Source organism: Alkalihalobacterium sp. APHAB7, assembly GCF_048323755.1.
Lineage (GTDB): Bacteria > Bacillota > Bacilli > Bacillales > Bacillaceae_F > Alkalihalobacterium.
Genome location: NZ_JBLWFS010000011.1, coordinates 50,047 through 73,135 on the forward strand (window position 1 = coordinate 50,047; position 23,089 = coordinate 73,135).

16 protein-coding genes and 1 pseudogene are annotated in these 23,089 nt (G+C 37.7%); 2 read left to right on the forward strand and 15 right to left on the reverse strand.

Annotated features, from left to right (window positions below; all coding sequences use genetic code 11):
- Positions 1-571: 571 nt before the first annotated feature.
- From ACNSTQ_RS12630 to ACNSTQ_RS12680, 11 genes are all read right to left on the reverse strand, one after another.
- Positions 572-1,474, reverse strand: coding sequence for an aldo/keto reductase (locus tag ACNSTQ_RS12630; RefSeq protein ID WP_418200180.1), 903 nt, complete (start codon positions 1,472-1,474; stop codon positions 572-574).
- Positions 1,475-1,868: 394 nt separating this feature from the next.
- Positions 1,869-3,947 (reverse strand): sigma 54-interacting transcriptional regulator, encoded by a 2,079-nt coding sequence (locus tag ACNSTQ_RS12635; protein WP_418200181.1) that lies wholly within the window; start codon positions 3,945-3,947, stop codon positions 1,869-1,871.
- A 257-nt stretch (positions 3,948-4,204) separates the two neighbouring features.
- Complete coding sequence (iadA, locus tag ACNSTQ_RS12640) at positions 4,205-5,374, reverse strand: beta-aspartyl-peptidase (protein WP_418200182.1); 1,170 nt, start codon at positions 5,372-5,374, stop codon at positions 4,205-4,207.
- A gap of 39 nt (positions 5,375-5,413) precedes the next feature.
- The gene (locus ACNSTQ_RS12645; RefSeq protein WP_418200183.1) at positions 5,414-8,140 is read right to left on the reverse strand and encodes a cyanophycinase; all 2,727 of its coding nucleotides are present in this window, start codon (positions 8,138-8,140) and stop codon (positions 5,414-5,416) included.
- On the reverse strand, positions 8,109-9,137 hold the full coding sequence (locus ACNSTQ_RS12650; RefSeq protein ID WP_418200184.1) for an ABC transporter ATP-binding protein: 1,029 nt from the start codon (positions 9,135-9,137) through the stop codon (positions 8,109-8,111). The genes ACNSTQ_RS12645 and ACNSTQ_RS12650 overlap by 32 nt, the downstream gene beginning before the upstream one ends.
- Positions 9,134-10,120, reverse strand: a complete 987-nt coding sequence (locus ACNSTQ_RS12655; protein ID WP_418200185.1) for an ABC transporter ATP-binding protein — start codon at positions 10,118-10,120, stop codon at positions 9,134-9,136. Before ACNSTQ_RS12655 ends, ACNSTQ_RS12650 begins: the two co-directional genes overlap by 4 nt.
- Before the next feature lie 15 nt (positions 10,121-10,135).
- Positions 10,136-11,698 (reverse strand): ABC transporter permease, encoded by a 1,563-nt coding sequence (locus tag ACNSTQ_RS12660; RefSeq protein ID WP_418200186.1) that lies wholly within the window; start codon positions 11,696-11,698, stop codon positions 10,136-10,138.
- A 20-nt stretch (positions 11,699-11,718) separates the two neighbouring features.
- Positions 11,719-12,642 carry a nickel ABC transporter permease gene (gene nikB / locus ACNSTQ_RS12665; protein ID WP_275119850.1) on the reverse strand — a complete coding sequence of 308 codons (924 nt, stop codon included), beginning with the start codon at positions 12,640-12,642 and terminating at the stop codon, positions 11,719-11,721.
- A gap of 169 nt (positions 12,643-12,811) precedes the next feature.
- Positions 12,812-14,422 (reverse strand): glutathione ABC transporter substrate-binding protein, encoded by a 1,611-nt coding sequence (locus ACNSTQ_RS12670; RefSeq protein WP_418200187.1) that lies wholly within the window; start codon positions 14,420-14,422, stop codon positions 12,812-12,814.
- Between the two features lie 312 nt (positions 14,423-14,734).
- Positions 14,735-15,442, reverse strand: coding sequence for a hypothetical protein (locus ACNSTQ_RS12675; protein WP_418200188.1), 708 nt, complete (start codon positions 15,440-15,442; stop codon positions 14,735-14,737).
- Positions 15,443-15,503: 61 nt separating this feature from the next.
- Positions 15,504-16,832 carry a polysaccharide biosynthesis protein gene (locus ACNSTQ_RS12680; protein ID WP_418200189.1) on the reverse strand — a complete coding sequence of 443 codons (1,329 nt, stop codon included), beginning with the start codon at positions 16,830-16,832 and terminating at the stop codon, positions 15,504-15,506.
- Between the two features lie 184 nt (positions 16,833-17,016).
- Here ACNSTQ_RS12680 and ACNSTQ_RS12685 point away from each other — a divergent pair, with 184 nt between their 5' ends.
- A complete protein-coding gene (locus ACNSTQ_RS12685) occupies positions 17,017-18,318 on the forward strand; it encodes a methyl-accepting chemotaxis protein (RefSeq protein ID WP_418200190.1) in 1,302 nt (433 codons plus the stop codon).
- Between the two features lie 205 nt (positions 18,319-18,523).
- On the opposite strand, the gene ACNSTQ_RS12690 is transcribed toward ACNSTQ_RS12685, so the two are convergent.
- The gene (locus ACNSTQ_RS12690) at positions 18,524-19,867 is read right to left on the reverse strand and encodes an aspartate aminotransferase family protein (RefSeq protein WP_418200191.1); all 1,344 of its coding nucleotides are present in this window, start codon (positions 19,865-19,867) and stop codon (positions 18,524-18,526) included.
- Between the two features lie 117 nt (positions 19,868-19,984).
- On the reverse strand, positions 19,985-20,662 hold the full coding sequence (gene pgmB, locus ACNSTQ_RS12695) for a beta-phosphoglucomutase (protein ID WP_418200192.1): 678 nt from the start codon (positions 20,660-20,662) through the stop codon (positions 19,985-19,987).
- 93 nt (positions 20,663-20,755) lie between these two features.
- Here pgmB and ACNSTQ_RS12700 point away from each other — a divergent pair, with 93 nt between their 5' ends.
- Positions 20,756-21,187, forward strand: a complete 432-nt coding sequence (locus ACNSTQ_RS12700; protein ID WP_418200193.1) for a VOC family protein — start codon at positions 20,756-20,758, stop codon at positions 21,185-21,187.
- A 44-nt stretch (positions 21,188-21,231) separates the two neighbouring features.
- Here the strand turns inward: ACNSTQ_RS12700 and ACNSTQ_RS12705 are convergent, their stop codons facing one another.
- Both ACNSTQ_RS12705 and ACNSTQ_RS12710 read right to left on the reverse strand, forming a co-directional pair.
- Positions 21,232-22,431, reverse strand: a complete 1,200-nt coding sequence (locus tag ACNSTQ_RS12705) for a class I SAM-dependent rRNA methyltransferase (protein ID WP_418200194.1) — start codon at positions 22,429-22,431, stop codon at positions 21,232-21,234.
- Between the two features lie 143 nt (positions 22,432-22,574).
- Positions 22,575-23,082 (reverse strand): annotated as a pseudogene (locus ACNSTQ_RS12710) (DUF443 family protein).
- Positions 23,083-23,089: the final 7 nt, after the last annotated feature.

Genomic DNA, 23,089 nt, shown 5'->3' on the forward strand with positions numbered 1-23,089 from the left:
TTCTTCTATTTTAAATGAAAAAAAGAAGATGTGCTAAGAAAAGTGTAAGACGCATGATTATCGTATTGTACTAGTGGTGTTAAAACAAGCGGCCTGATCTGGTTGTGTTTCACCGTACAAAAAGCCCTCGAGCAAATTAATCCTGCATATACTCTGAGAAGTGAAAGTCCCCATTTAACGGCATATAGTCGACTCCAGCCCACCGATTGAGTTAACAGCTCTAGCCTGAAGAGCATCTATTTGACTACTTGTACCTATTTGGCGGACTGAGAGGACCTTATTTTAATAAAAATCACCATATTTAGGCATTTGGTGGACTTAGAGGACCCTATTTGCTTAAATTTATTCAAAAACAACACGAAAAGTAGTAAATAAGAGCCTCTGAGTCCTTTAAATTAAAAAAAGAGCCATTTTTATAGATATAAGGGCCTGTGAGTCCGCTCATTTCGTGTGCCACCCGTTAACATGCACCATCCACTCGTCTCCCACATTGCTGCTAGATACAAAAAACGAAATACGCCAAGTTTATCAACGACAAACACTAAACGACCTGGTCTTAGAACGCGTTTGGTTAAGGCACTTCATGGCCAAGGGATGACTCCCAGACTTCAAACCACTGTTGTCTTGTTAACTTTATATCTAATGCTTCTACCGAACGTTCCATTCTTTCTAAATTCCCTGTTCCGATTATAGGTACGATCTTGGCCGGATGTTGCAGCAACCAAGCTAACATGAGTTGATCAATAGAAGCTCCATTAAGCTCATCTCTCAATTTGGTTAACGTTTTACGAACTCGAACCGACTGGTGATCTTCTCCAGTGAAAACTCGACCGCCCGCTAACGGTGACCACGCCATCGGTGACATTCTTCTTTCTAAGCATTGGTCAATCGACCCATCAAGAAATGGACTTGTATGTAAAACAGACAGTTCAATCTGGTTGGTCACTAATGAAAACGGTAAATAGGAATCAAGCATCGCAACTTGAGATGGGGTAAAATTTGAAACACCAAATGCTCGCACTTTTCCGTCAGCCTTTAATTGAATAAAAGCATCTGCTACTTCACTAGGATCCATATATGGGTCCGGACGATGAATTAACAGCACGTCGATATAATCTGTAGCAAGATTGGTTAACGATTGATTGACAGACTTAATAATATGTTCTTTACTCGTATCATAATGCTTAATGTAGTGGTCTGGATGCTTTTTTGACAAAAGCTTAATCCCACATTTTGTAACAATTTCTATCTTAGAACGTAAACTAGGCTCGAGCTTTAATACCTCACCAAAGCGTTCTTCACATGTATAATCACCGTATATGTCAGCATGATCGAACGTAGTTAATCCTTTCTCCATACAAGCACGGGTTAAATGCAGAAGCTCTTTTGTCGTTAAGTTCCAATCATTTAACCTCCAATGCCCATGAACAATTCTTGAGAAAGATAAATCCGCTCCAATTGTAATTCTATCCATTCTGTTCACTCCTTGTTAGTACAACTACCACTAATTTATTTTTCTGCCTTAGTATCTCACATCTACTCCACTTTTACATAAAATAATGTTGAATCTCTAACTGATATCTGCTTCTTCTAGCCTATTCTAATAAAAGCTAGTAATCTCATTTTCCTATTTTTTAGTTTGCTAGTTTAATAATTAGAAAATTGGAAATACTATTAGTGAAACAAAATTCTTGTTATTTATTAAAGGGAGGAATACCAAGATGAGTTTATATGAGTATATTGAAACGATTAATGAAATGTTAGAAGATGCGAAAAAGGAAACGAATGAAGAAACATCATAATAATGATTAATAAATACAAAAAAAGAGTTCGAATTTTAATGTTCGAGCTCTTTTTTTATGCGCCTGTTAATACACGGTTTGTATATATTTTTGACCTAATCCAGTTAAGCGGGTACCTAGTCTTCCCTTTCTTTTTTCAATATACCCTCGTTGCTCTAATTTATTTAGCCTTAATCGAACTTGTTGTTCTGATAATGGCTGTGAGTGTAGTTGAGTTTCCTTAGCTATTTTCTTACGACTTACACTTTCCCCTTGTTGTTGCAGTTGAAAGATTATTTTTAATAGTGTTGTTAATTCTTGCTCATCCTCGTAGTGGAAATAATGATCTACTGATGGCTCAACTATAGGTAAAGAAAACCTGTCTTCACCTTTGTTTAATTGGGGTGCTTTCTTTTGTTGGAAAAATCCTTCATCAGGAATGTCATGTAAACGAATAACATCGTCTTCACAGACTGCTAACATATAGTCTATCGTATTCTTCAATTCTCTTACATTACCGTACCATTGATACTCTTTTAACTTATGCAAAACTTGTGGCTCTATTTTTACATTATATCGCCCACTCTGATTAATAAATTCCTGGACAAGTAGATCAATATCTTCTTTTCGTTTTCGCAATTCAGGTAGATGTAAGAATAGAACTTTTAACCGGTGGTACAAATCCTCTCTAAATTTACCTTCTTCAATGAGCGATAACAAATCTTTATTTGTAGCCGCAATGACACGGACATCAATCGGAATAATTTTATTTCCGCCAATACGTAGTAGTTCCTTTTCTTGTAGAACCCGTAACAATCGAGCTTGAACTTTCAAGCTTATATCTCCTATTTCATCTAAAAAGATTGTTCCACCGTTAGCTTGCTCAAAGAGACCTTTTCTTCCACCTTTTTTTGCACCTGTAAAAGCTCCTTCTTCGTAACCAAACAATTCACTTTCGACTAAATCTTCAGGAAGTGCACTAAAATTCACTGCTAAAAAAGGGCCTTTATTTCTGAGGGAAGCATTATGAATTGAGCTTGAAAACAACTCTTTGCCAGTTCCACTCTCCCCTTCAATTAAAATGGTCAAATCTGAACGTGCAAGCTTATTTGAAACTTTTTTGACTTCCTGTAGTTTAGGGTGAACTCCAACAATGTCATTAAATGTATATTTTGCATAGTACCCCTTTTTTAACAGTTCTTTTCTTAACTTCTTTTCTATTTCAATAGTTTCTTCAGCATCTTTAAATGTCACGACAACTGTTCCTTCTGCCTCAATCGTAAACCGGTGAACGATTACACTCCGGTCTTCAATTGTAAAATAACGATCTTCTTCTTCCTGTTCATTTAATATGAACTGAACTAATTCTTTATCTGAAATAACATCCTGTATGTGGCGATTGACGGCCTTTTTTACAGGCATTCGTAAAAAACGTTCTAATATGTCATTAAATACAGTTATTCTCCCATTACTATTAACGGCTAGAATACCATCATTTACCCCATTTACAACTTTTTTGAGATGTTCGGTCATAATTGTTGCTTCCTGACTTAAACAGCCTAACTTTTTACTTAATTGAGTAATCGTTTTTATGTACTTTCCGGAGACTTGCTCCTGCCTCGCTTCAAGGAGCCCCAAACGATTTAAAATCGTAATTAACGTCGTAATGTCAATCAAACGTGGTCCAATATTAATAACCTCTTCAACAAAAGAAGGGACAAGGTCTAATTCACCAGGTGTAATTGCAAACTTTACCGGTTTATCTTGTTTTTTCCCTGGAAAAAATGGAATAAAATCAATATGGTCAACCCCTAATTTTTCAAAAGAAGAAATTGCTTCATTTACGGTCTCTGGAAAATCATTAACGTATAGTACCTTCTCTCCTTTAGGAATTGAATAGATCTTTTCTATGTTTAGAAAATTAACAATACGATGTGCCACGAGCACTGAACAATTCTCTCCAATGTAGGGTTTTGCTTCTTCTTCAATCAGATAAGAGGAAAGTATTACAAGCTGATTATGAACGGTCGTTACTTCGTTAGCATCTACTGCATAGCTCTTTACTTGTATAAAATCGCCAATAATTTCATTTAATTGATCGGCTAAAGTCTTTCTCGTTTCCTCCGAACCAGCTAATAATGTGATTTCTTTTGTTTCAATGGCCATTACCTCACCTCTTTCTCTTTTGAAAGGAAAACCGTAAACATACATGCTGCTTGGGTATCTTGCGCAAAGATTCGTTATACAAAGAAACACTGAACCGTTGAAGGGCAGTGTTTCTTTGTTTCTACTATTACTTTATTATAATAATATTTCGAATAATAATAAACTTATACATAGTAGTCTTATAGGATGATATTTTTTCTAATTTATTTCATTCAAAACAAATTAGCAGTCTTGAGTACTATTGTTTTAGTCATTTTTTACTCAAAAGTTCCTTTCACAAGTAATTCTCGCTCCCACAACATCTTCTTCCCTAATGCCATAACCGAATCTATTTCATAGCTTTCCTCATCCAACAATACTAAATCTGCATCCTTGCCAACCTCAATGTATCCTTTTTGTGTTAGCTTGAGAATATCAGCCGGATTAGCAGTAATTACTTTTATGGCATCTTCCACTTTCACTTTTTCAGTTATAATCGCATCCCTAACTTCCTGATAAAGAGAGGTCACCTTACCAATTTGCAGACCAATCAGTAGGCCATCTTCATCGAACTCGGGGAGACTCGCTTGACCATCTGATGTAAATGTAATTCTCTCAACAGGTACACCTGCACTTAACAACTCTTTGAAACCCTTACTGCACTTTACTTCTCCTTGTTCAAAAAACTGTGGAACACTAGAAGTCGTTAAATCGACATAGCCTCCTTGATTAGCATATTCAATACCTGCTTCAAACAATTGCCGATTTCGATTGATATGAGTAGGCAAAAACTGACGAATAGGAACATCTGTATTTTTAACAACTTCATGAAGTAAAGATAGTTTAGAAGAACTATCTCCGATATGCACATTTACAATACCCGCTTTACCAGATAACATGCCTCCTACACGAGCAGCTGCCGCAATTTTAGCTAAATCTTCACACGTAGGTTGTGAAGAACGGTGGTCTGAAATCGCAATCTCTCCTACTCCTATGACCTCTTCTATTAAAATAAGGTCATCCTCAATTTTTCCTGTTAATGTTTTGACAGGGACCTGATAAGATCCGGTGTGCACATAACAACTAATCCCTTCTTCTTTTAATCCTTTTGCTTTTGCTATGAGGCTTGCCATTGTTCTTGTTGTCCCATCAGTTCCGATAACTCCAACGACTGTCGTGATTCCACCTAATAGTGCATCCGACAACTGTAATTCTGGTGTTCTCGTCCGGTAGCTTCCTTCACCACCTCCACCGATAATATGAACATGATGATCTATAAAACCAGGGACCATTACTTTGCCATTTCCATCTAAAACTTCGACAGTAGGAAAACAGTCAACAGGAATATCGTCTTCAATGGCTCCAATTTTACGATCTACAATTAAGACATCCTTCTTCCCAAGATACTCTGGGTTGTAAACCACAGCGTTCTTAATTAATTTAATCATTATTTGATCCACCTTTTTCCAGTACTCTACTAATAGACATTACTCGGATACTTTTTCCCAATCTGTATTTTCTCCACCTACTTTTCTCCACGTTTCGGTAGGAAGTTCATTTCCGTTACTATCTTTCAAATTCTGTATAGTAATTTCATAGTCAAGCGGAATATCTTCAGTTACTCTAACTTCAATTTCAAAGCTTTCCGATAAGTAATCAGGTGACCAAGATACATGAGTAAGCCCCTTTAGATCAATCGTTTCTTTTGTAACTGAATTAGGTTCAATCGGTCCTGACAATTGAATAAAGAACGTATCGTTATACGAGTATGTTTTGACACTTTCAATTAAAACAGGCTGTGGTTCCACTTGATTATCTTGAGGTGCTAAATCAAGGATCATATTAATAATTGTTGGTTTCTGGTATGCTCTTAAAGCACTTATTGTGAAGTTCTCATCACTCGTGTAGTTCTTTGTATGCTCATCTCTTGACCAGGTTAGCTGATAGTTTGTTTGATGAACAATCTCCGTAACGAAATCTTCTTGTAAACTTTCCGCAAAGGAGATAAGCGACTTGGTCGTCTCATAACTTCCACCGAACAAGTTTTGACTACTATAAGGGTCAATTGCAGTTGAATTTACAACTCTTTTATCTTGAGCTGGAATGACTTCCTTTGTACTAAAGTTATACAGATCACCGGAAGTTAAATAGTGTACACGAACTCCTGTTGTCTCAAATCCTGGCTTTGTCCCTGGATGATTAACAGTAGCATCCGAACGGTCTAATATGAATACACCATTTAAACCAACAACTTCACCCATATCTCCTTTCATTTGCAGACCTGTTCCTTCATCTAAACCTATACCCAATGTATGACCTGTATCTCTCATACCTACTAAAAGACGTCCTAATCTTCCACGGGCATCAAAATGAGTATCAAACAATATATCTTCTGCTAAGCCAATGCCCGGCATGAATAAATTGTTTCCTGAGATTGTTGGGTTTAAGAAACCTGTTAACGGAACATCATTTAACGTTTTTTCTTCTGTTTGATTAATTGTGATTGAAGTCAAACTGTCTCCTACACCAAACATAGGTTGACTCATAACATGGGCACCTGCACTTGTCCCGGCTACAACTCCACCATTTTCATACACATACTTAATTGCTTGTAATAAAGGTGATGGAGAACCATCATCATTTAGTAAAGATCTTGCATGTTTCACTTGGTCCCCACCTTGCAGCATAACAGCATGACTACTTTTTACTAAGTTAACAAAGTAAGGGTCATGGGCAATAAACTCGTACGTATCAATAGCGAGTGGAATATAGACAGGCTCAAACCCCCAATTTTCAAATTCTTCCTTTAATGACTTATACGGCGGGTCATCTAAATGAAAATGATCATAGGCAATTTCGACGGAATCTCTTGAACTATTAAAAATTGCAATTCTCGGCTTATCCACTGAAGTCGCTAATCTAATCGCTTCAAAGTAAGCGCTAACATTACTTGTTGAGCCACCAGCTGGAATTAATGTTCCTTTTCCATCACCAATGGTACTTAATGGTTTTGGCATTGGATTGGTATTTATCATTTTAAGTGACTTTGCCATACCAAAGTTTTGCGCTTCGCCAACGGCCAATACATAAGCGTAATACAGTCCAGTACCTAGTGATTGTCCATCAATCGTGAGTTGGTTCTCCATAAAGTTAACGGCGTTATTACCAATCACGTCTCTCGATACAAGCTTACCTCGTCCCTGATTGACCAACTCTTTTAAATGAGTTTTCGTTTTCCCCTCAAGTTTCGGTTCAACTAGGCGTGTTAAGCCATCTTCAGAATAAAAAATAAAGTAATCTGTTACTCGACTGTCTTGTGGATGATCGAATGTTACCACATAATTCTCAATTGCTTTACCTTCCCCACTAATTTCGACATTCATAGGAAATGGCTTTATTTCAATTTTACGATCTGCTTCTGACATTCCTAAAACCTCATTTGCTCCTAAAGTTGCTGCATACGCAACATACTCACCTACTTCCAGTGGCTTTCCAGTTATAATATCCAATTGTCCTTCTCGAAACGTATTTCCGACTCCATCTGCATAACTTAAGTTACTAATTTTATAGATCTTATCTTTATGTTCACCACTTGTATTAGAAGTTAAATGAGCTTCAATTTCTGTAGGCGATAGGTGACGAACATAATTCCAAACATCCATATAAGCTTCTTTAGAATAGAACAGTAAATAGGCTTCGACACCGTCCATGTTTCGTGCAGGGAAAAAGCCTAATTGATAATGATGAATGGAAGAACCTTCACCTGTTTGAATTAATGTAACGTCCTGTAATTCATATTCGTTCTCTTTTTGAACTACAACTGTATACGTTTGCTTTATTCTATGTGGAGTTGCTACTTCGATCTCTATTATGTTCTGATGATTAGGTATTTCTGCTTGAACAGCTTTATTCGCATTCACTTTTTTACCATTAATCGTAACTTTAGCGTTTTTAGCTGCCGCTTTTATATTTAAATCAACCTTCTCGTGGCCATTGACAGTAGTTTTGTAGTTCAGTATATCCGTAGAAAAAGGCGGATCCAGTTCAGCCCCTTGTATGGACAATGATTGAAGTGCAGTTTGATGTACATGATCTGGCATAGAAGAACTCTTTTTCTCTTTTCCATTTGCTAAAGAACTAGAAGGTACTAGTAAACTGACTACGGTTAATAGTACCAATACTTTAACCGATAAATTGATAAACGCTTTTCTCATCTTTACTTTCCTCCAATTGTAAGCTTTCATTTTCATACAAATGACAAGCCACCTGGTGTCCACCTTCTATTTCCTTTAATTCGGGCCGTTGTTCATGACAACGATCCATCACTTTTGGACACCTGCCAACAAAGGCACATCCTGACGGTGGATCTACAGGTGATGGGACATCGCCTTGTAAAATGATTCGTTCTTTCTTTTCACGTGGGTTAGAAATCGGAATAGCTGATAATAGTGTCTCTGTATATGGATGTAGTGGATTGTCGTAAATTTTATCGGTTTCACCAATTTCTACAATTCTTCCTAAATACATAACAGCTACTCGGTTACAAAGATGACGAACAACACTTAAGTCATGGGAAATAAAAAGATAAGTTAATTTAAACTCTTCTTGTAAATCTTTTAGTAAATTTAAAATTTGCGCCTGGATAGACACATCCAATGCAGCTACAGGTTCATCTGCGATAATCATCTTCGGCTTTAATATTAATGCGCGAGCAATTCCAATTCTTTGACGTTGACCACCTGAAAACTCATGAGCATAACGATTAATAAAAGCTTTGTTTAGTCCACATACTTCCATAATCTCTTCTATCATTTTTTTCCTTTTATTCCGATCTTTTATACCGTGGGCTTTTAACGGTTCAGCTAAAATATTTTCTACTGTTAATCTAGGGTTTAAAGAAGCATAAGGATCCTGAAATACCATTTGTAGCTCTTTGCGTTTTCTGCGCATTTCTTTAACCGACAGATCATTCAAATCACAATTATCAAACATTATGCTTCCAGCTGTCGGTTTTACTAGTTGAGTAATCCCTCTCCCCGTGGTCGATTTACCACAACCCGATTCCCCAACTAGCCCGAGTGTTTCACCTTCTCGAACAGAAAACGAAATCTGATCGACAGCTTTGACATATGAAGTTTTTTTCTTAATTAAGCCCTTTTTAATAGGGAAATAAATCTTTAGATCTTTAACTTCAAGCAATGTGGATGTCATACTTTTGCACTCCTATCTTGATAGAGAAAACATCGACATGAATGTCCTTCTTTCAGCTCTAGTAATTGAGGATCGTGCTCCCTACAATGATCCATTACCTTGTCACAACGATCTGCAAAGCGACAGCCTGTTGTAATTGTACCTGCTGGTGGTACTTGACCCGCAATTGAATAGAGGCGGTCTCGTTTCTCATGAATACTTGGTATGGAACCAAGCAAACCTATCGTATAAGGGTGCTTAGGGTCATTGAAAATGGTATCTACGTCTGCTTGCTCGACGACTTCACCTGCATACATGACGATTACTCGCTCACACATCTCCGCTACAACACCTAAATCATGTGTAATAAACATAATAGACGTGTTTGTTTTTTCTTTTAACCCTCGCATTAAATCAAGGATTTGAGCTTGAATCGTCACATCCAATGCCGTTGTCGGTTCATCCGCAATTAGTAATTGCGGCTCACATGCAAGTCCCATTGCAATCATGACTCTTTGTCTCATTCCACCAGACAGTTGGTAAGGATAGCTGTCATATATTTGTTCAGTTCTTGGGATCCCGACTAACTTCAGCATATGAATAGAATGCTCCTTAGCTTCTCGCTTTGTGATTTCTCGGTGCAAAAGGAGCACTTCATCTAATTGTTTTCCAATCGTAAAAACTGGATTAAGGGATGTCATCGGTTCTTGGAAAATCATTGAAATGTCATTTCCACGTATTTTTCTCATTTCTCGTTCTTTCAATTTCAATAAGTCTTTTCCGTTATACTTTATTTCACCACCTACAACTTTTCCTGGAGGAGAAGGAATTAATCTCATAATGGATAGAGAAGTTACACTTTTACCACAACCAGACTCTCCTACAACCCCAAGCGTTTCACCTTCGTTAATGTGAAAGGAAATACCATTTACTACAGTTAATTCCTTACCGTCACTTTTAAAATTAACTTTTAATTCGTTAACTTCTAACACTTTCTTAGTCATGTTGTCGTCATCCTCCTATTCTTTTAACTTCGGGTCAAGGGCATCTCGCAATCCGTCTCCTAAAATATTAAAACTTAAAACTGTAATCACAATAGCTAGCCCTGGAAAAAAGGTAGGATGAAACAGATTTCCACTATTGTCTTTAGCTGCACTTAACATTGAACCCCATTCAGGTGCTGTAATGTCTCCTCCTAAACCGAGAAAACTCAATGCCGCACCAATTAAAATCGCTACACCAACCCTCATCGTTAAGAAAACCATAACGACGGATAATGTACCTGGGAAGATATGCCTTAAAATAATAATTGGATCTTTAACACCGATTGATTTAGCTGCTTCCACATAAGTCATTTCTTTGAGTGCCAAAGTACTTCCACGAACGATTCGGATAAAGATAGGGACTGTAAAAATAGCTACAGCAAATATGATGTTTACTAACCCAGCTCCGAGAAAGGCAATAACCGCTATTGCAAGAAGAATCCCAGGAAAAGCAAGTAATATATCCGTAAACCTAGTAATAAAACTATCAAATTTCCCACCATAGTAACCTGCAGTTAAACCTAATGCCGTTCCAACGAAAGCACCGATAGCCACTGAAACAAACCCTATTAATAATGTTTCTTTTGTTCCGATAATGACTCGGCTAAAGATATCGCGGTTTTGATGGTCTGTTCCAAAATAATGGAGTTGCGATGGTGGTTGATGCTTATAAATATCAACTAAACTGACTGCAGCAACCGTTGGAACGATGGACACAAGGACAGGGTTGACTTCTGACACATTTGTTGGCAAGTGGACGACTGTAGAGGCATTTTCAGCTGACACTTTAACAAGTCCATCTCCCTCTCCCCTGACCGTTACAATACCTTCATTCGTTACTGATGCGATGTCGCTTGTTAAAGATTCAATAGATAAGCCTCCTGTGCTCTTCGTATCTTGCCCTCCTGAAACGAACCCGCTGCTTGTAGATACTTGTTCCTCATCACTCAAACTTTCATTTAAGAAGGATCGAACGGCTTCAATTCCTTTTATTTCCTCCCCATTTGATAAAATAGCCGTTAATTGAATCTCGTAGCGATCACCAGACTCTAAGATTTGGTTGGGTTGCTCAGCCTCTAACCTGATAATTTCAACTTCTCCTTCGTTAACGTCCTCTCCTGAAACATTCACTTGGATGATGGATGATACATTTTCACTTTCAAGAATCGCATTAGTAGCGCCGCCAGTATTTGCACTAACAATCACTCCATCACCAACTCTTCTAACAGAAGCCACTCTACGATTCTCACTTTCTACCTGTAACGTTTCAAACTTATCGCTGTCTACTACAGTCCCGTCACTTAAAATGCCTTGAAAACTAACTCGTTCACTTGTCAATTGATCGCTGTCAATTCCTCTTTCTTCGTATTGCATCGTAACGGGTCGATACGGATCATATGGAGCTAACCAATTTCCAAAGAGACCGATAAAAACAATAATTGTTACAATGATAGAGGCAATGACCGCAAGACGTTGTTTTAAAAACTTAGTCACAAAATTTTTGAAAGGAGAGTACGACGAATAAATTCCTTTGCTCATAGATCAATCTCCTTTTTCTTTTAATCGTATCGAATTTGCGGATTTAAAAATCCATAGCTGATATCTACTAATAAATTAACGACTAAAAACTGCATGGAAAACAATAAGATTAGAGCTTGAATAACTGGATAATCTCTCGATAGTATGGCATCGATTAAATAAGAACCTAGACCAGGCCAAGCAAATACTTGCTCAACAACGACGGCACCGCCAATTAAGAAACCAAATTGCAATCCTGTCATCGTAACAACTGGGATTAGGGCATTTCTAAGTACGTGACTCCAAATAACAACAGACTCCTTTTGTCCTTTTGCCCGTGCCGTTCTGACATAGTCTTCTCTCATTACCTCTAGTACGCTTGAACGAGTAAAACGGACGATAGTTGCCGCAACCCCAAATCCGAGAGTGATCGATGGGAGAATAATATGCTGAAACGTGCCGCTGCCACTCGTCGGAAACCATCCAAGCTGAACAGCAAAGATCTGCATCACCATTAGACCAAACCAAAATTCAGGTACACTTAAAGCACTGATTGTTGAAACCATCCCTAATCGATCCCACACCGAATTTCTTTTTGTAGCGGAAATAATTCCAACAAACACCCCAATTAAAATCGCCCAGAACATCGCCAATATCGTTAAGACAAATGTATAACCAAACCGGCGGATGATTTCTGAAGATACATCCGTTTTCGTACGATACGAAGTACCAAAATCAGCATGTACAACCATGTTATACATATATCTTCCATACTGAACGTATAAAGGATCATTGAAGCCTTCTCTCTCACGCAAGGACTCATAAGCTTGTTGATCAATCTCTGCTCCGTACATAATTCGGATTGGATCACCTGGGGTAAGGTGAACAAATAGGAACGCGATAATCGTTATGATAAATAAAATAGGTATCATGCCAACTAGTCTTCTAATAATATAATTTGCCAATACTTTTCACCTCTTCAATCTAAAGGCGAACCTTTGTGTTTTGAGGGTGACTCATAAGTTTCATTTGCTCTCTTTCTTCACAATTGAACTACAGTTGCGGTTGAGGCAACCGTTATTTTCCTATTGAGTCACCACTCTTACTAAAAATAAGTCTGAGTAACTGTTACTATTACTTCTTATCTGCTTGGTTTAAATGAACAGCTCCTGAAGGTAATACATAAATGCCTGTAACATTTTTACCTTTTGCAATGATCGTATCTGGGATGTGCAAGAATACCCACGGCGCATCTTCATAAATCTTCTTTTGTAAATCAGCGTAAATACTTAACGCTTTTTCTTGATCCGGTGTACGTAATGCCTCATCAAATAATTGATCTAATTCCTCATTAATATAAAATCCGGAGTTATTAAAGTTAGGCGGGACTCGGTCCGATGCAAAGTTAGGGCGTAACCCATAGTCCGCTTCACCAGTTCCCGGCGACCAGCGTCCTATCCAAAGGTCGGTATTTTCACCCGCGTCTAGCATGTCAAACAATGTACCACTTTCATACGCTTGAACATCAACATCTATCCCTATTTCACTCAGTTGAATAGCTACATACTCTGCAACAGAAACAAACTCAGTTGTATTTCTTGTCCAAAGAGTTGCCTTAAAGCCTTCCTCCATCCCAGCTTCAGCCATTAACTCCCGTGCCAAATCTTTGTCGTGTTCATAAATACTTTGACCCGCATATCCGTAAACGGCTGGTGCAATAGCAGAAGCCGCAATCTGACCATACCCATCTGAAATTTGCGCAATTAACCCATCTTTATCAACCGCGTGATTCATCGCATGGCGTACATTTAGATCTTGGTACTTATCTTCTTTAAAGTTCATTCCAATATAAAACACATCTGTAGAAGATCCTACGTATAAATCAATCTCAGCATCGTTTTCAAGCTCTGCCGCATTAAGAGTCGGTATCGGATAAATTAAATCCACTTCACCTGTTTTTAACATATTGACTCGTGTGCTTGCCTCTACGACAGGTCGGAAGGTGATGCTTTCTACTCTAGCCGCTTCACTACTATTCCAATACTCATCAAATTTATAAACAACAACGTGCTCACTATCTCTCCATTCACCAAAAATAAACGGCCCAGTTCCAACAGGATTACGGTCTAAGTTGTAACTTTCATCATTTTTCTTCTTAGTAATTTCATCAATGGATTTAAATGAAGCTGAAGCATGCGCCATGTACGATGCCATTGCTGAATTCGGTTCTTCTGACTTAATCGTCACACTTAATTCATCATTAACCACTACTTCACTTATAAATGAGAAAAATGATGCACGTGCTAAACCATTGTCACGATCTCGAACAAAGTCTAGATTTTCTTTTACTACTTCAGCATTAAAGGCAGTACCATCGTGGAAAGTTACACCTTCTTGGAGGGTAAATGTAATCTCTGTTGCATCCTCGTTATAGGTGTAATCTCTAGCTAACACAGGAACTAAATCCATATTTTCATCAAACCTTAGCAAGCCTTCAAACATCGTACTTTGAACAGTCGCTGAGTTACCATCTGTTGTATTAAAAGGATCTAATGATGTCGGCTCTGCCTCTATACCAACCGTCAATTCATTTCCTTCAACTGTCTCTTCTGCCACTGGCTCTTCTGTTTGATCTTGCGTATCTACACTTTCCTCTGTCGTTGGATTTGAACTACATGCACCTAAACTTGCCAACAAAATTAACACTAAAAAACTAAACAATAGCCATTTGCTTTTTGTAACCATATAGTTTCCCCCTTTTCACTCTTATTGTTTTCTTTCACTTTTTATATTGCAAAGAATGTGCCAAATTCATTACACATTTACAAATTTTCAGAATATTAATAGAAAACTTACATTTAACATACTTGTAAAGTTGACGATGACTGTATGAGATACGAGTTTTATAATTACAATCGTTTTTATGGGTTCTTTTTGGTTGTATTATGGTTATTATCTAATAACCATAAGAACCCGAGTGTAACTTTGGTTTAATTGGTTAATCATTTCTTAATGTATAAAAAAAAGCTATCACCTATGTGATAGCCGTTTTTAAAGTTACTCTCCTTCTATCCGCTCCGCTACTCGAACTTCTCCAAATATCTCCTGAGCTAATTCACTTTGATAATGAATTTGGATAAGCCCTTTGCCTTTTGCAAATACATACTTTTCATCACCGTCTTTTATTTCGACTTCAATCGCTTCCCACTCTTGATCATTCCACGTAGCCGTTGTAGTGCTTGGCGGAATGTCGGATGTAAAAAACAGTTCATATAAATTCGAGTCTTGTGCTTTCATCCATTCAAAAGCAGCCTGCTCTCCCTCTTCTTGAACCTTTGTTTGCAGTTCTTCATATATTTCATACTGTTCCTCAGAAAATTGGTGAGTAACGATGACCTTTTGTTGCTCGTGATCGACTTTTAATAACCTAAAATGCCCTAGCGCATGTGCTTGATGCCCCGAGACAAAAACGAGATCCTCTTCTTTATAAAGGACATTCATTCCTAGTCCTAGACCTGTCCCCGGACCATCCGTTTCAAAACTCGAAAGAACGTCATATTCTTCAACAATATCTGCAAACGTTAGCTCATCTTCTTCAACAGCAGGATCTTCTGTTTCAGTCGGTTCTTCCTCAACGAGCTCATCCGTCAGCTCTGCGATCGGCTCTTCTTCAGCCGGCAGTTCCTCTCGAGGTTCATCTACATTGCCACACGCTGTAAAGAAAAAAACCATACTTATACTGAGTACTATTTTTGTCCAGCACATTCTTACCTCTCCTTCCTTTCATACTATCGGTATTGCCTAATTCAATAAAAGAAAAACACCATTAATACTTAAAATGAGAGGGTGCCCGCAGCAATAATGTTGCTCCTATTTTATTACAAATAGTAACGTAGTGCATCAAAGTCAATAATACAACTCCTGTGTTCATTCCAATAATGATACCTTGCATTTGCAGCTGCTCCATTGAACCGAGGAAATACATTAAAGCAAATGAGATAATCGTTGCCCAAACCGCATGAAGAAACGCATCCTTTACCAGTCCAAGACCAATTAAATACGCTTGCATCGGCATCACGAAATAGTGAAATAAAAAGTAAAGACATAATAGCTGCAGGTATCCCGCTGCTCGAGACGATTCAAAAAATAGGGTCGTTAACGGCTCAGCGTACACATAGAAAATAGTGACTGCTACGAGTCCATAAAAGAAAGTAAATAACATTACTTTCTGTAATAGGTTTTGAAGTTTGATAAAGTCTCGTTTGGCATAAGCTTCAGAAACCGTCGGAATTAGAACAATTAGTAAGGAATGCGCAATGAATGCAGGAAAGAAACCGATCGTAAAGGCCACACCTGCCAATTTACCATATTGCGCCATGGCTACTGCTTCAGTTAATCCTGAATTAAGTAAAGCTGCTTTGATTAAAAAAGGTTTTATAGCAAATGTTACCGCATGGAAAATTCGAACACCTGTCGTTGGAATAGAAACGGCTAGCAATTGTTGGCGTACGGTCTTTGCACTTATCTTCTCACTAGGTTCCTTTTTCAAAGAATTCAACTGTAAAAAATAGGCGGTTATTAGATATAGAAATACAATTAACTCACTGCCAATTAATGTACATATCGCAATGAGAATCGCTAATTCATGCTCAAAATTAAACCACTGGAATAGGATTACTAATAATATCAGTTGAGCTGCACGTCGTAAAAAGTTAGATAACGCGATCTTCCCCATTCGGTGTGAGCCCATAAAGTATCCTCTAGCTACTGAGGATAGTGAGATGATGGGGATTAATAAGATAATCAGCCAGCGAATCATCGGATGATACCGATCGAACACAGGAATAAACGGTAGAACAACTGTAACAAGCAGGACAAAAATAATCGTGAATAACAACGTAAATCTTAGTGTATGTTGCAACATGTTGAGATGATATTTTTTATCTTGCTCTGCAATAAACTTGGAAATGGAAATGGGCAACTCTATACTGGCAAGGACAACAATTAAAATGATCGTTGGGAGAATGGACATATAACGCCCTAGCGCTTCCTCTCCTAACTCTCGAGCCAATACCATGTTTATAACAAACTCCAGGCACTCACTCAAAAATGCCGCAATAACTAGCAGAAGTGCACCTTTAAAAAATGTTTTCATGAGACTCTCCTTATCTATACATACTTCTATATAGATATGAGACAAGTCTAAATAATATCTTATTCTATTTATAATTTTATCTTTTATATAAAAACTCTTATATAACCATAGACAAAACTTATACATATGTTATATATTTATAACACAATACCTAGTACGAAAAACCTAGAAAGGTTGGGATGGGATGTTATTTCAATTGAAAAAGAAGGAAGAATATCAACCAAAACTTGAGCTTCCAACGGGGGAAACTTTCAAACTGTCAGATAAACAAAAAGAGTTACGCCTCCAGTACATGACATTTCACAAAGAACATGCTGTTATACTAAAGGAATTACAGCCGGTCGTCTTACAACTATCTGATCAACTACTTAATAAAACATTAGACCATGTGCTTCAATACCCAATGCTTGAAAAAATCGCAACGACTCACTCATCACGTGAACGGCTGTTTGAAGTCTTTCAGTTTTACTTGAGATCTCTCTTCTCTGGAGAAATAAACGATCAATACATATTACAACGTGAAAGAATTGGCGGAGCTCATAATAAAGGAACACTTCCTATCGGTTGGTTTTTAGCAACGTATCAACTATTTCAAACGTTCCTCATACCTCAACTCGTAAAACATTATGAAAATCAACCAGAAAAACTTGGTAAAGCTATTATAGCTGTTACACATGGCATTAATTTCGACTCTCAACTCATTGTAGAAACATATATTCAAAGCCGTATCGATCAAATTGAGTCTCTCAATCGTGCAAATTACCAACTACAAGAAGAATTAACGGCGATTAGCCAAGAATTAGCAGCGACCATTGAGCAAACCGAAGCCGCAACGACTGAAACCGCTGAAAAAGCGGTTAGGATTGGTAAAGATACAGAATCTACCGTCAAAAGCAGTCAAAACCTGAAAAACTTAATGACGAAAAGTGAACATGATATGGTTGAGATGGAGACTTCTTTTTCTACTTTAATGACAGAAGTGAACGTCTCGTTAGAAAAAATTGAGGATATGAAATCGATATCAAATCAAATTAACACGATGACGGCTGAAATTGAAAAGATTGCCGATCAAACCAATTTACTTGCTTTAAATGCATCGATAGAAGCCGCACGCGCTGGGGAACATGGGAAAGGCTTTTCCGTTGTAGCAACCGAAGTACGTAAACTAGCCGAATCTTCGAAACAATTAAGTAATGATATTATTTCACTTGTAAAAGAAAGTAACGAGAACATCACTAGCTTAACGAATACAATGAACCTCATGACGGAATCAACTGAAACATCGAATGGTAGTTTAAAAATCGTAAAAAATGGCTTAACCACTGTTGGGATGGAAATGGATCAATACTCGACAATGTTTCAAAATAATAAAAAAGATATTGATGAAATCGTTGCCGCCATCCAGGAAATTAATACAGCAACAGGAAGCCTCACTTATTTATCAACATCGTTAACCGAAAAGGCTGAAAATCTTAGTAATCATTAGTCGAGAGAAAAGCGCAAGCGCCCATTAAGCGACGTACGGACTGGCTCTGACGCAGGAGAGAAAAGAAACACGAAGAACGTTAGTTACTCTATGTTGACTTATCGTACGGCGGTGAGGGAAGTCTCACTGGGGTGCTGGACGCTCTTTGAATCTACTGCTAACTGCTAAAAAAACAGGCATTGAGCCTGTTTTTTTACTACTCTCTTTATAATCGATCAATCGCCTTTTTAACAGTTGAAACTAGGAAATCAATATCTTTTTCTTCAATAGTGAGTGGAGGCGAAATGGAAATCACATTATTATACCCCGCTACCGTTGCCCCGTTTTTCGCTAAAATTAATCCTTCATTTTTACAAGCACTTAAAATTTGATTGACTCGTTTTACATCAAGAGGCTCTTTCGTCTCTTTGCAGGTTACTAACTCAATACCCATTAAAAGACCCTTCCCTCGGACATCACCGACATTCGGGTGGTCAGCTATTGCATTTCTAAGCTTTGTCAGCATTTGCTCCCCTACTTGCTTGGAGCGCTCAAACAGATTTTCTTTTTCCATTATTTCTAGATTTTTAAGTGCAACTGCGCAAGAAGCTGGACTCCCGCCAAACGTATTCACATGACGAAAATAATCATATTCCTCTGAACCTTTAAACGCTTCATAGATTTCCCGCTTCACTGCTGTTGCTGCCAATGGTAAATACCCACTCGTAATACCTTTGGCCATCGTTATGATGTCAGGTTTGACTCCGTAATTCATGAAACCGAATGGCTCACCTGTTCTTCCAAAGCCACAAATAACTTCATCCACCATTAACAGCGCGCCATGATCTTCACAAACTTCTTTAACCCCTGTCATATATCCATCGGGTGGAATTAAAATACCGCCTCCTGTAATAATCGGCTCCATTATGACAGCAGCAATCGTCTCACTTAGCTCCCAGGTCATAACTTGTTCAATGGCTTGAACCGACTTCAATTCTCTTGGTGTGGCAGAAGGATCTTCCGGTGAGCGGTACGAGTCTGGAGGCGGGACATGGATAAAGCCCGAAGCTAACGGTTCATACTTATATTTACGTTGAGCCTGCCCGGTTGCAGCTAAAGTCGCAATCGTATTCCCATGGTACGAACGATATCGAGAAATGATCTTATGTCGATGATGGTCTCCTTTTTGTGCATGATACTGTCTCGCAATTTTAAAAGCCGTTTCATTCGCTTCAGATCCACTGTTCGAAAAGAAGAAAACATAATCATCGTCTAACATGTTATTAAGCTTTTCAGCTAATTCAATCGCAGGCAAATGACTTTGTGTTAACGGATAATACGCTAACTTTTTCATTTGGTCATGGGCTGCATCGGCAAACTCCAATCTCCCGTACCCCGCATTAACACACCATAATCCGGCCATCGCATCTAAGTACCTTTTTCCATCTGTATCTGTTATCCAAGCCCCACTTGCTTCCTGAACAACCATTGTAGCCTCAGGGTTATACGGCTTCATTGCATGCCATACATACTTCTCATCCTTAGCTAACACTCTGTCCTTCTCAGTCATGTAAACGTCGCCTCCTCAATTTTTCATGTCGTTTGAGGGTGTTGCCGTTGGGTTTACAAACATGCTTTTTCTAACGTTTATTTGAAACTACCCTTATTAGAAGCTATGTAACATAAACTAATTGATGACTGGATATAGGAAAATGTTCCGTGTCAGCTTTTCATATGTAATTTCACTCGTGTTATCCACATGCCAATCGGCTTCTTTTACCGCTGCGTGAGTACCTACCCCAATTGAAAACATCGGTGTTTGTTTTATCGCCTTAATTCCAGCTTCACTATCTTCAATTGCAATACAATTCTCGTATGGAACTTGCAAAGCATCGGCTGCTTTCAAGAAAATTTCCGGATCAGGTTTCATCTTTTGGACATCTCGAATATCTACAATGTGCTCAAAAAATTGGCTGATTTCTAAATGGTTTAACACAGTTTTTGCGTTCGAGCTAGCAGAAGCGATGGCTAGCTTTATGTTATTTTGTTTAAGTTTTTCCAGAAAGTCGGTCATCCCTGGTAAGATGTCTTCACGTGTAATGCGTCCAATCAGTTGTTGATAGTATTCATTCTTGCGATTGCCTAGTTTTTCTTTCTGCTCTGGAGTAAATGAATATTCACTATTTTTAACAAGTGCTTCAATCAACGAAGCTCGACTCATTCCCTGCATTTTTTGATTAAGCGCTCTATCAAAAGGGATATCTAACTCGTCGGCTACTCGTTTTGTTGCTAAGTAATGGTATTCCACTGTATCAGCGAGTACTCCGTCTAAGTCAAAAATTACGGCATGATAAGTTTGCTTCATAAAAACCTCCCTCTCTAACAAAAATAGAATAAATCGATTATACTAAACAATACATTAAATCGTGTCAAACTTTAAATTATAGGAGTGGAACAAGTGGAAAAAGTAATTGACCATATCGGTATAGCCGTAAGAGATTTAGATAAAAGCATTACATTTTACACGAACATATTAGGAGGGACACTATTAGACAGGTATAGAAGTGATGCCAAAGGTGTTGAGAGTGAAATTGCCGTTTTCGATATGAATGGCGATCAAATCGAGTTATTAGCTCCAACGAATAATACGACTTCACCTATTGCCCGATTTATTAAACAAAAAGGCAAAGGTGTTCATCATATCGCCTACCGAGTAAATAATCTTGATGAAGCAATAATGGAATTGAAACAACAAGGAATTCGAACGTTAGAAAATACATTACGGATCAATAAACATGGACGAAGATTAATTTACTTAAACCCCGCTGATACAGAAGGAACCATCGTAGAATATTGTGATTATCCAGGTAATCATGAACAACCTTTATAAAATGAACGAAGTACCGTGCCCAAATACATGCACGGTACCTAATTTTATCCTTTTATCTTTTCAATAAACACTACCTTCAAATAGTTCCCTTCTGGAAACTCTTTTATTGTCTTAAAATCACTTGGCAGCGAATACTCTTCCAAGTACTTAAACTTCCCATTCATTTCTTTAAATGCTTTTTCGATCATACTTTTAAACTTACCCATTCCAAACGAACTGCAATTAGTAGAGGCTACAATAATACCATTATCTTCTGTAATGGCAATCGTTTCTTTCAATAAGTTCGTATAATCTTTTGCCGCACTAAACGTATGCTTTTTTGACCTTGCAAAGCTTGGCGGATCTAAAACGACCATATCAAACTTTAAGCTTTTCTTCCCCGCATATTTAAAATAATGGAAAACATCTTCGACAATAATGTCCTGTGCTTCATAATCAATATCGTTAATACTAAACTGTTCAATCGTCTTACTCATACTACGATTAGCTAAATCGACACTCGTCGTTTTCTTAGCCCCACCAAGAGCGGCGAAAACGGAAAAGGCCCCCGTATAGGAAAAGGTATTTAACACCGTTTTTCCTTTCGCATACTTGTCCCGAATGGCTTTTCTCACGTCACGCTGGTCTAAAAACACTCCGACCATTGCTCCTTCATTTAAGTAGATCGCAAAGCGTACGCCATTTTCTTTCACAAAAATAGGGAATTGACCTTGTTCACCTGTAACAAAATCATCTTCCTCAATGTATTTACCAGCTGTTGCAAATCGCTTTTTTTGATAAATCGCCTTAAACTCTACAACCGTTTGAAGCGCTCGAATCATTTCATCCTTAAATTCATAAATCCCTTGATTGTACCAATGAATTAAGTAGTAACCGTCAAAGTACTCGATCGTTAAACCACCGATGCCATCACCTTCCCCATTGAACACTCGGAATGCCGTCGTTTCTGGGTCATTGAATAAGGGACTTCGATGTTTAAATGCTTCAGATAGTTTAGCTTCAAAAAATGTTTGATCGAAAGTTTCATTTTGATCTTTTGAAAGAACCCAGCCATACCCTTTGTTTTGTTTTCCGTAATAGCCTTTGGCAATAAAACGATTTTTTTCATCGACTAGTTGGACAATTGTTCCTTCAACTGTAACGTCTCTCAAGTTACTAATGGCTTCCTTTGATAGCAGTGGATACCCATTTCTATACTCATTAACAAACTTTTGTTTTATTTTTAATTTCGTTTCTTGGCTCATCGTTTCATCCTTTATTTTATGTTCTATTTCAATTATAACACCGCAACACTCTCGTTAAACAACGAAAATAACTCGCGTTCATAAGATACATCTGCCTTCAATATTTTCCTGTCATTCTATGTATTAGAAAGCCTGTTTTTGTTTTATCCTTTTTTGTTCCGTTTATTAATTTCCTTCCCTTTCTTGAATTTCACTGTAGTAGGGCCATCTCCTACAAACACAACGTTAACAATAGATAGAAACAGTGCTAAAATAGTTGCAGAAAAGATTAACATGATATTACCATCTATAATAAATAGTACAAACATAGCCATGAAAAATACTAAAAAGGATATATATAAGCAAACTTTGAATAAAATGTTTAAATGAATTTGGTCTAATCCAAATGCGTCTTTTTAACAATAAATTTGGCTCAACCAATTTATGAAAGTTATTTTTATTCCAATTACTTAAAACGAAGCGTACTAAGATGATTATTCCCATCACTATTCCTGCAATTATACTATTATCCTGCAGTTTCGATATTCCTTTATAATCCGTAAATATAGCATTGCCGCACTCATTGCTCTTCCAAACACACACAGTAAAGATGAGCAACCAAACGATTGCCCATCGACTCCATTTTGCTATACAATTAATGATAAGGACCATACTCTAC

Excerpts from the sequence above, each read along its gene's own strand:
- ACNSTQ_RS12630 (WP_418200180.1), bottom strand. The coding sequence starts at position 1,474 with ATGGATAGAATTACAATTGGAGCGGATTTATCTTTCTCAAGAATTGTT.
- ACNSTQ_RS12635 (WP_418200181.1), bottom strand. The coding sequence starts at position 3,947 with ATGGCCATTGAAACAAAAGAAATCACATTATTAGCTGGTTCGGAGGAA.
- iadA (WP_418200182.1), bottom strand. The coding sequence starts at position 5,374 with ATGATTAAATTAATTAAGAACGCTGTGGTTTACAACCCAGAGTATCTT.
- ACNSTQ_RS12645 (WP_418200183.1), bottom strand. The coding sequence starts at position 8,140 with ATGAGAAAAGCGTTTATCAATTTATCGGTTAAAGTATTGGTACTATTA.
- ACNSTQ_RS12650 (WP_418200184.1), bottom strand. The coding sequence starts at position 9,137 with ATGACATCCACATTGCTTGAAGTTAAAGATCTAAAGATTTATTTCCCT.
- ACNSTQ_RS12655 (WP_418200185.1), bottom strand. The coding sequence starts at position 10,120 with ATGACTAAGAAAGTGTTAGAAGTTAACGAATTAAAAGTTAATTTTAAA.
- ACNSTQ_RS12660 (WP_418200186.1), bottom strand. The coding sequence starts at position 11,698 with ATGAGCAAAGGAATTTATTCGTCGTACTCTCCTTTCAAAAATTTTGTG.
- ACNSTQ_RS12670 (WP_418200187.1), bottom strand. The coding sequence starts at position 14,422 with ATGGTTACAAAAAGCAAATGGCTATTGTTTAGTTTTTTAGTGTTAATT.
- ACNSTQ_RS12675 (WP_418200188.1), bottom strand. The coding sequence starts at position 15,442 with ATGTGCTGGACAAAAATAGTACTCAGTATAAGTATGGTTTTTTTCTTT.
- ACNSTQ_RS12680 (WP_418200189.1), bottom strand. The coding sequence starts at position 16,832 with ATGAAAACATTTTTTAAAGGTGCACTTCTGCTAGTTATTGCGGCATTT.
- ACNSTQ_RS12685 (WP_418200190.1), top strand. The coding sequence starts at position 17,017 with ATGTTATTTCAATTGAAAAAGAAGGAAGAATATCAACCAAAACTTGAG.
- ACNSTQ_RS12690 (WP_418200191.1), bottom strand. The coding sequence starts at position 19,867 with ATGACTGAGAAGGACAGAGTGTTAGCTAAGGATGAGAAGTATGTATGG.
- pgmB (WP_418200192.1), bottom strand. The coding sequence starts at position 20,662 with ATGAAGCAAACTTATCATGCCGTAATTTTTGACTTAGACGGAGTACTC.
- ACNSTQ_RS12705 (WP_418200194.1), bottom strand. The coding sequence starts at position 22,431 with ATGAGCCAAGAAACGAAATTAAAAATAAAACAAAAGTTTGTTAATGAG.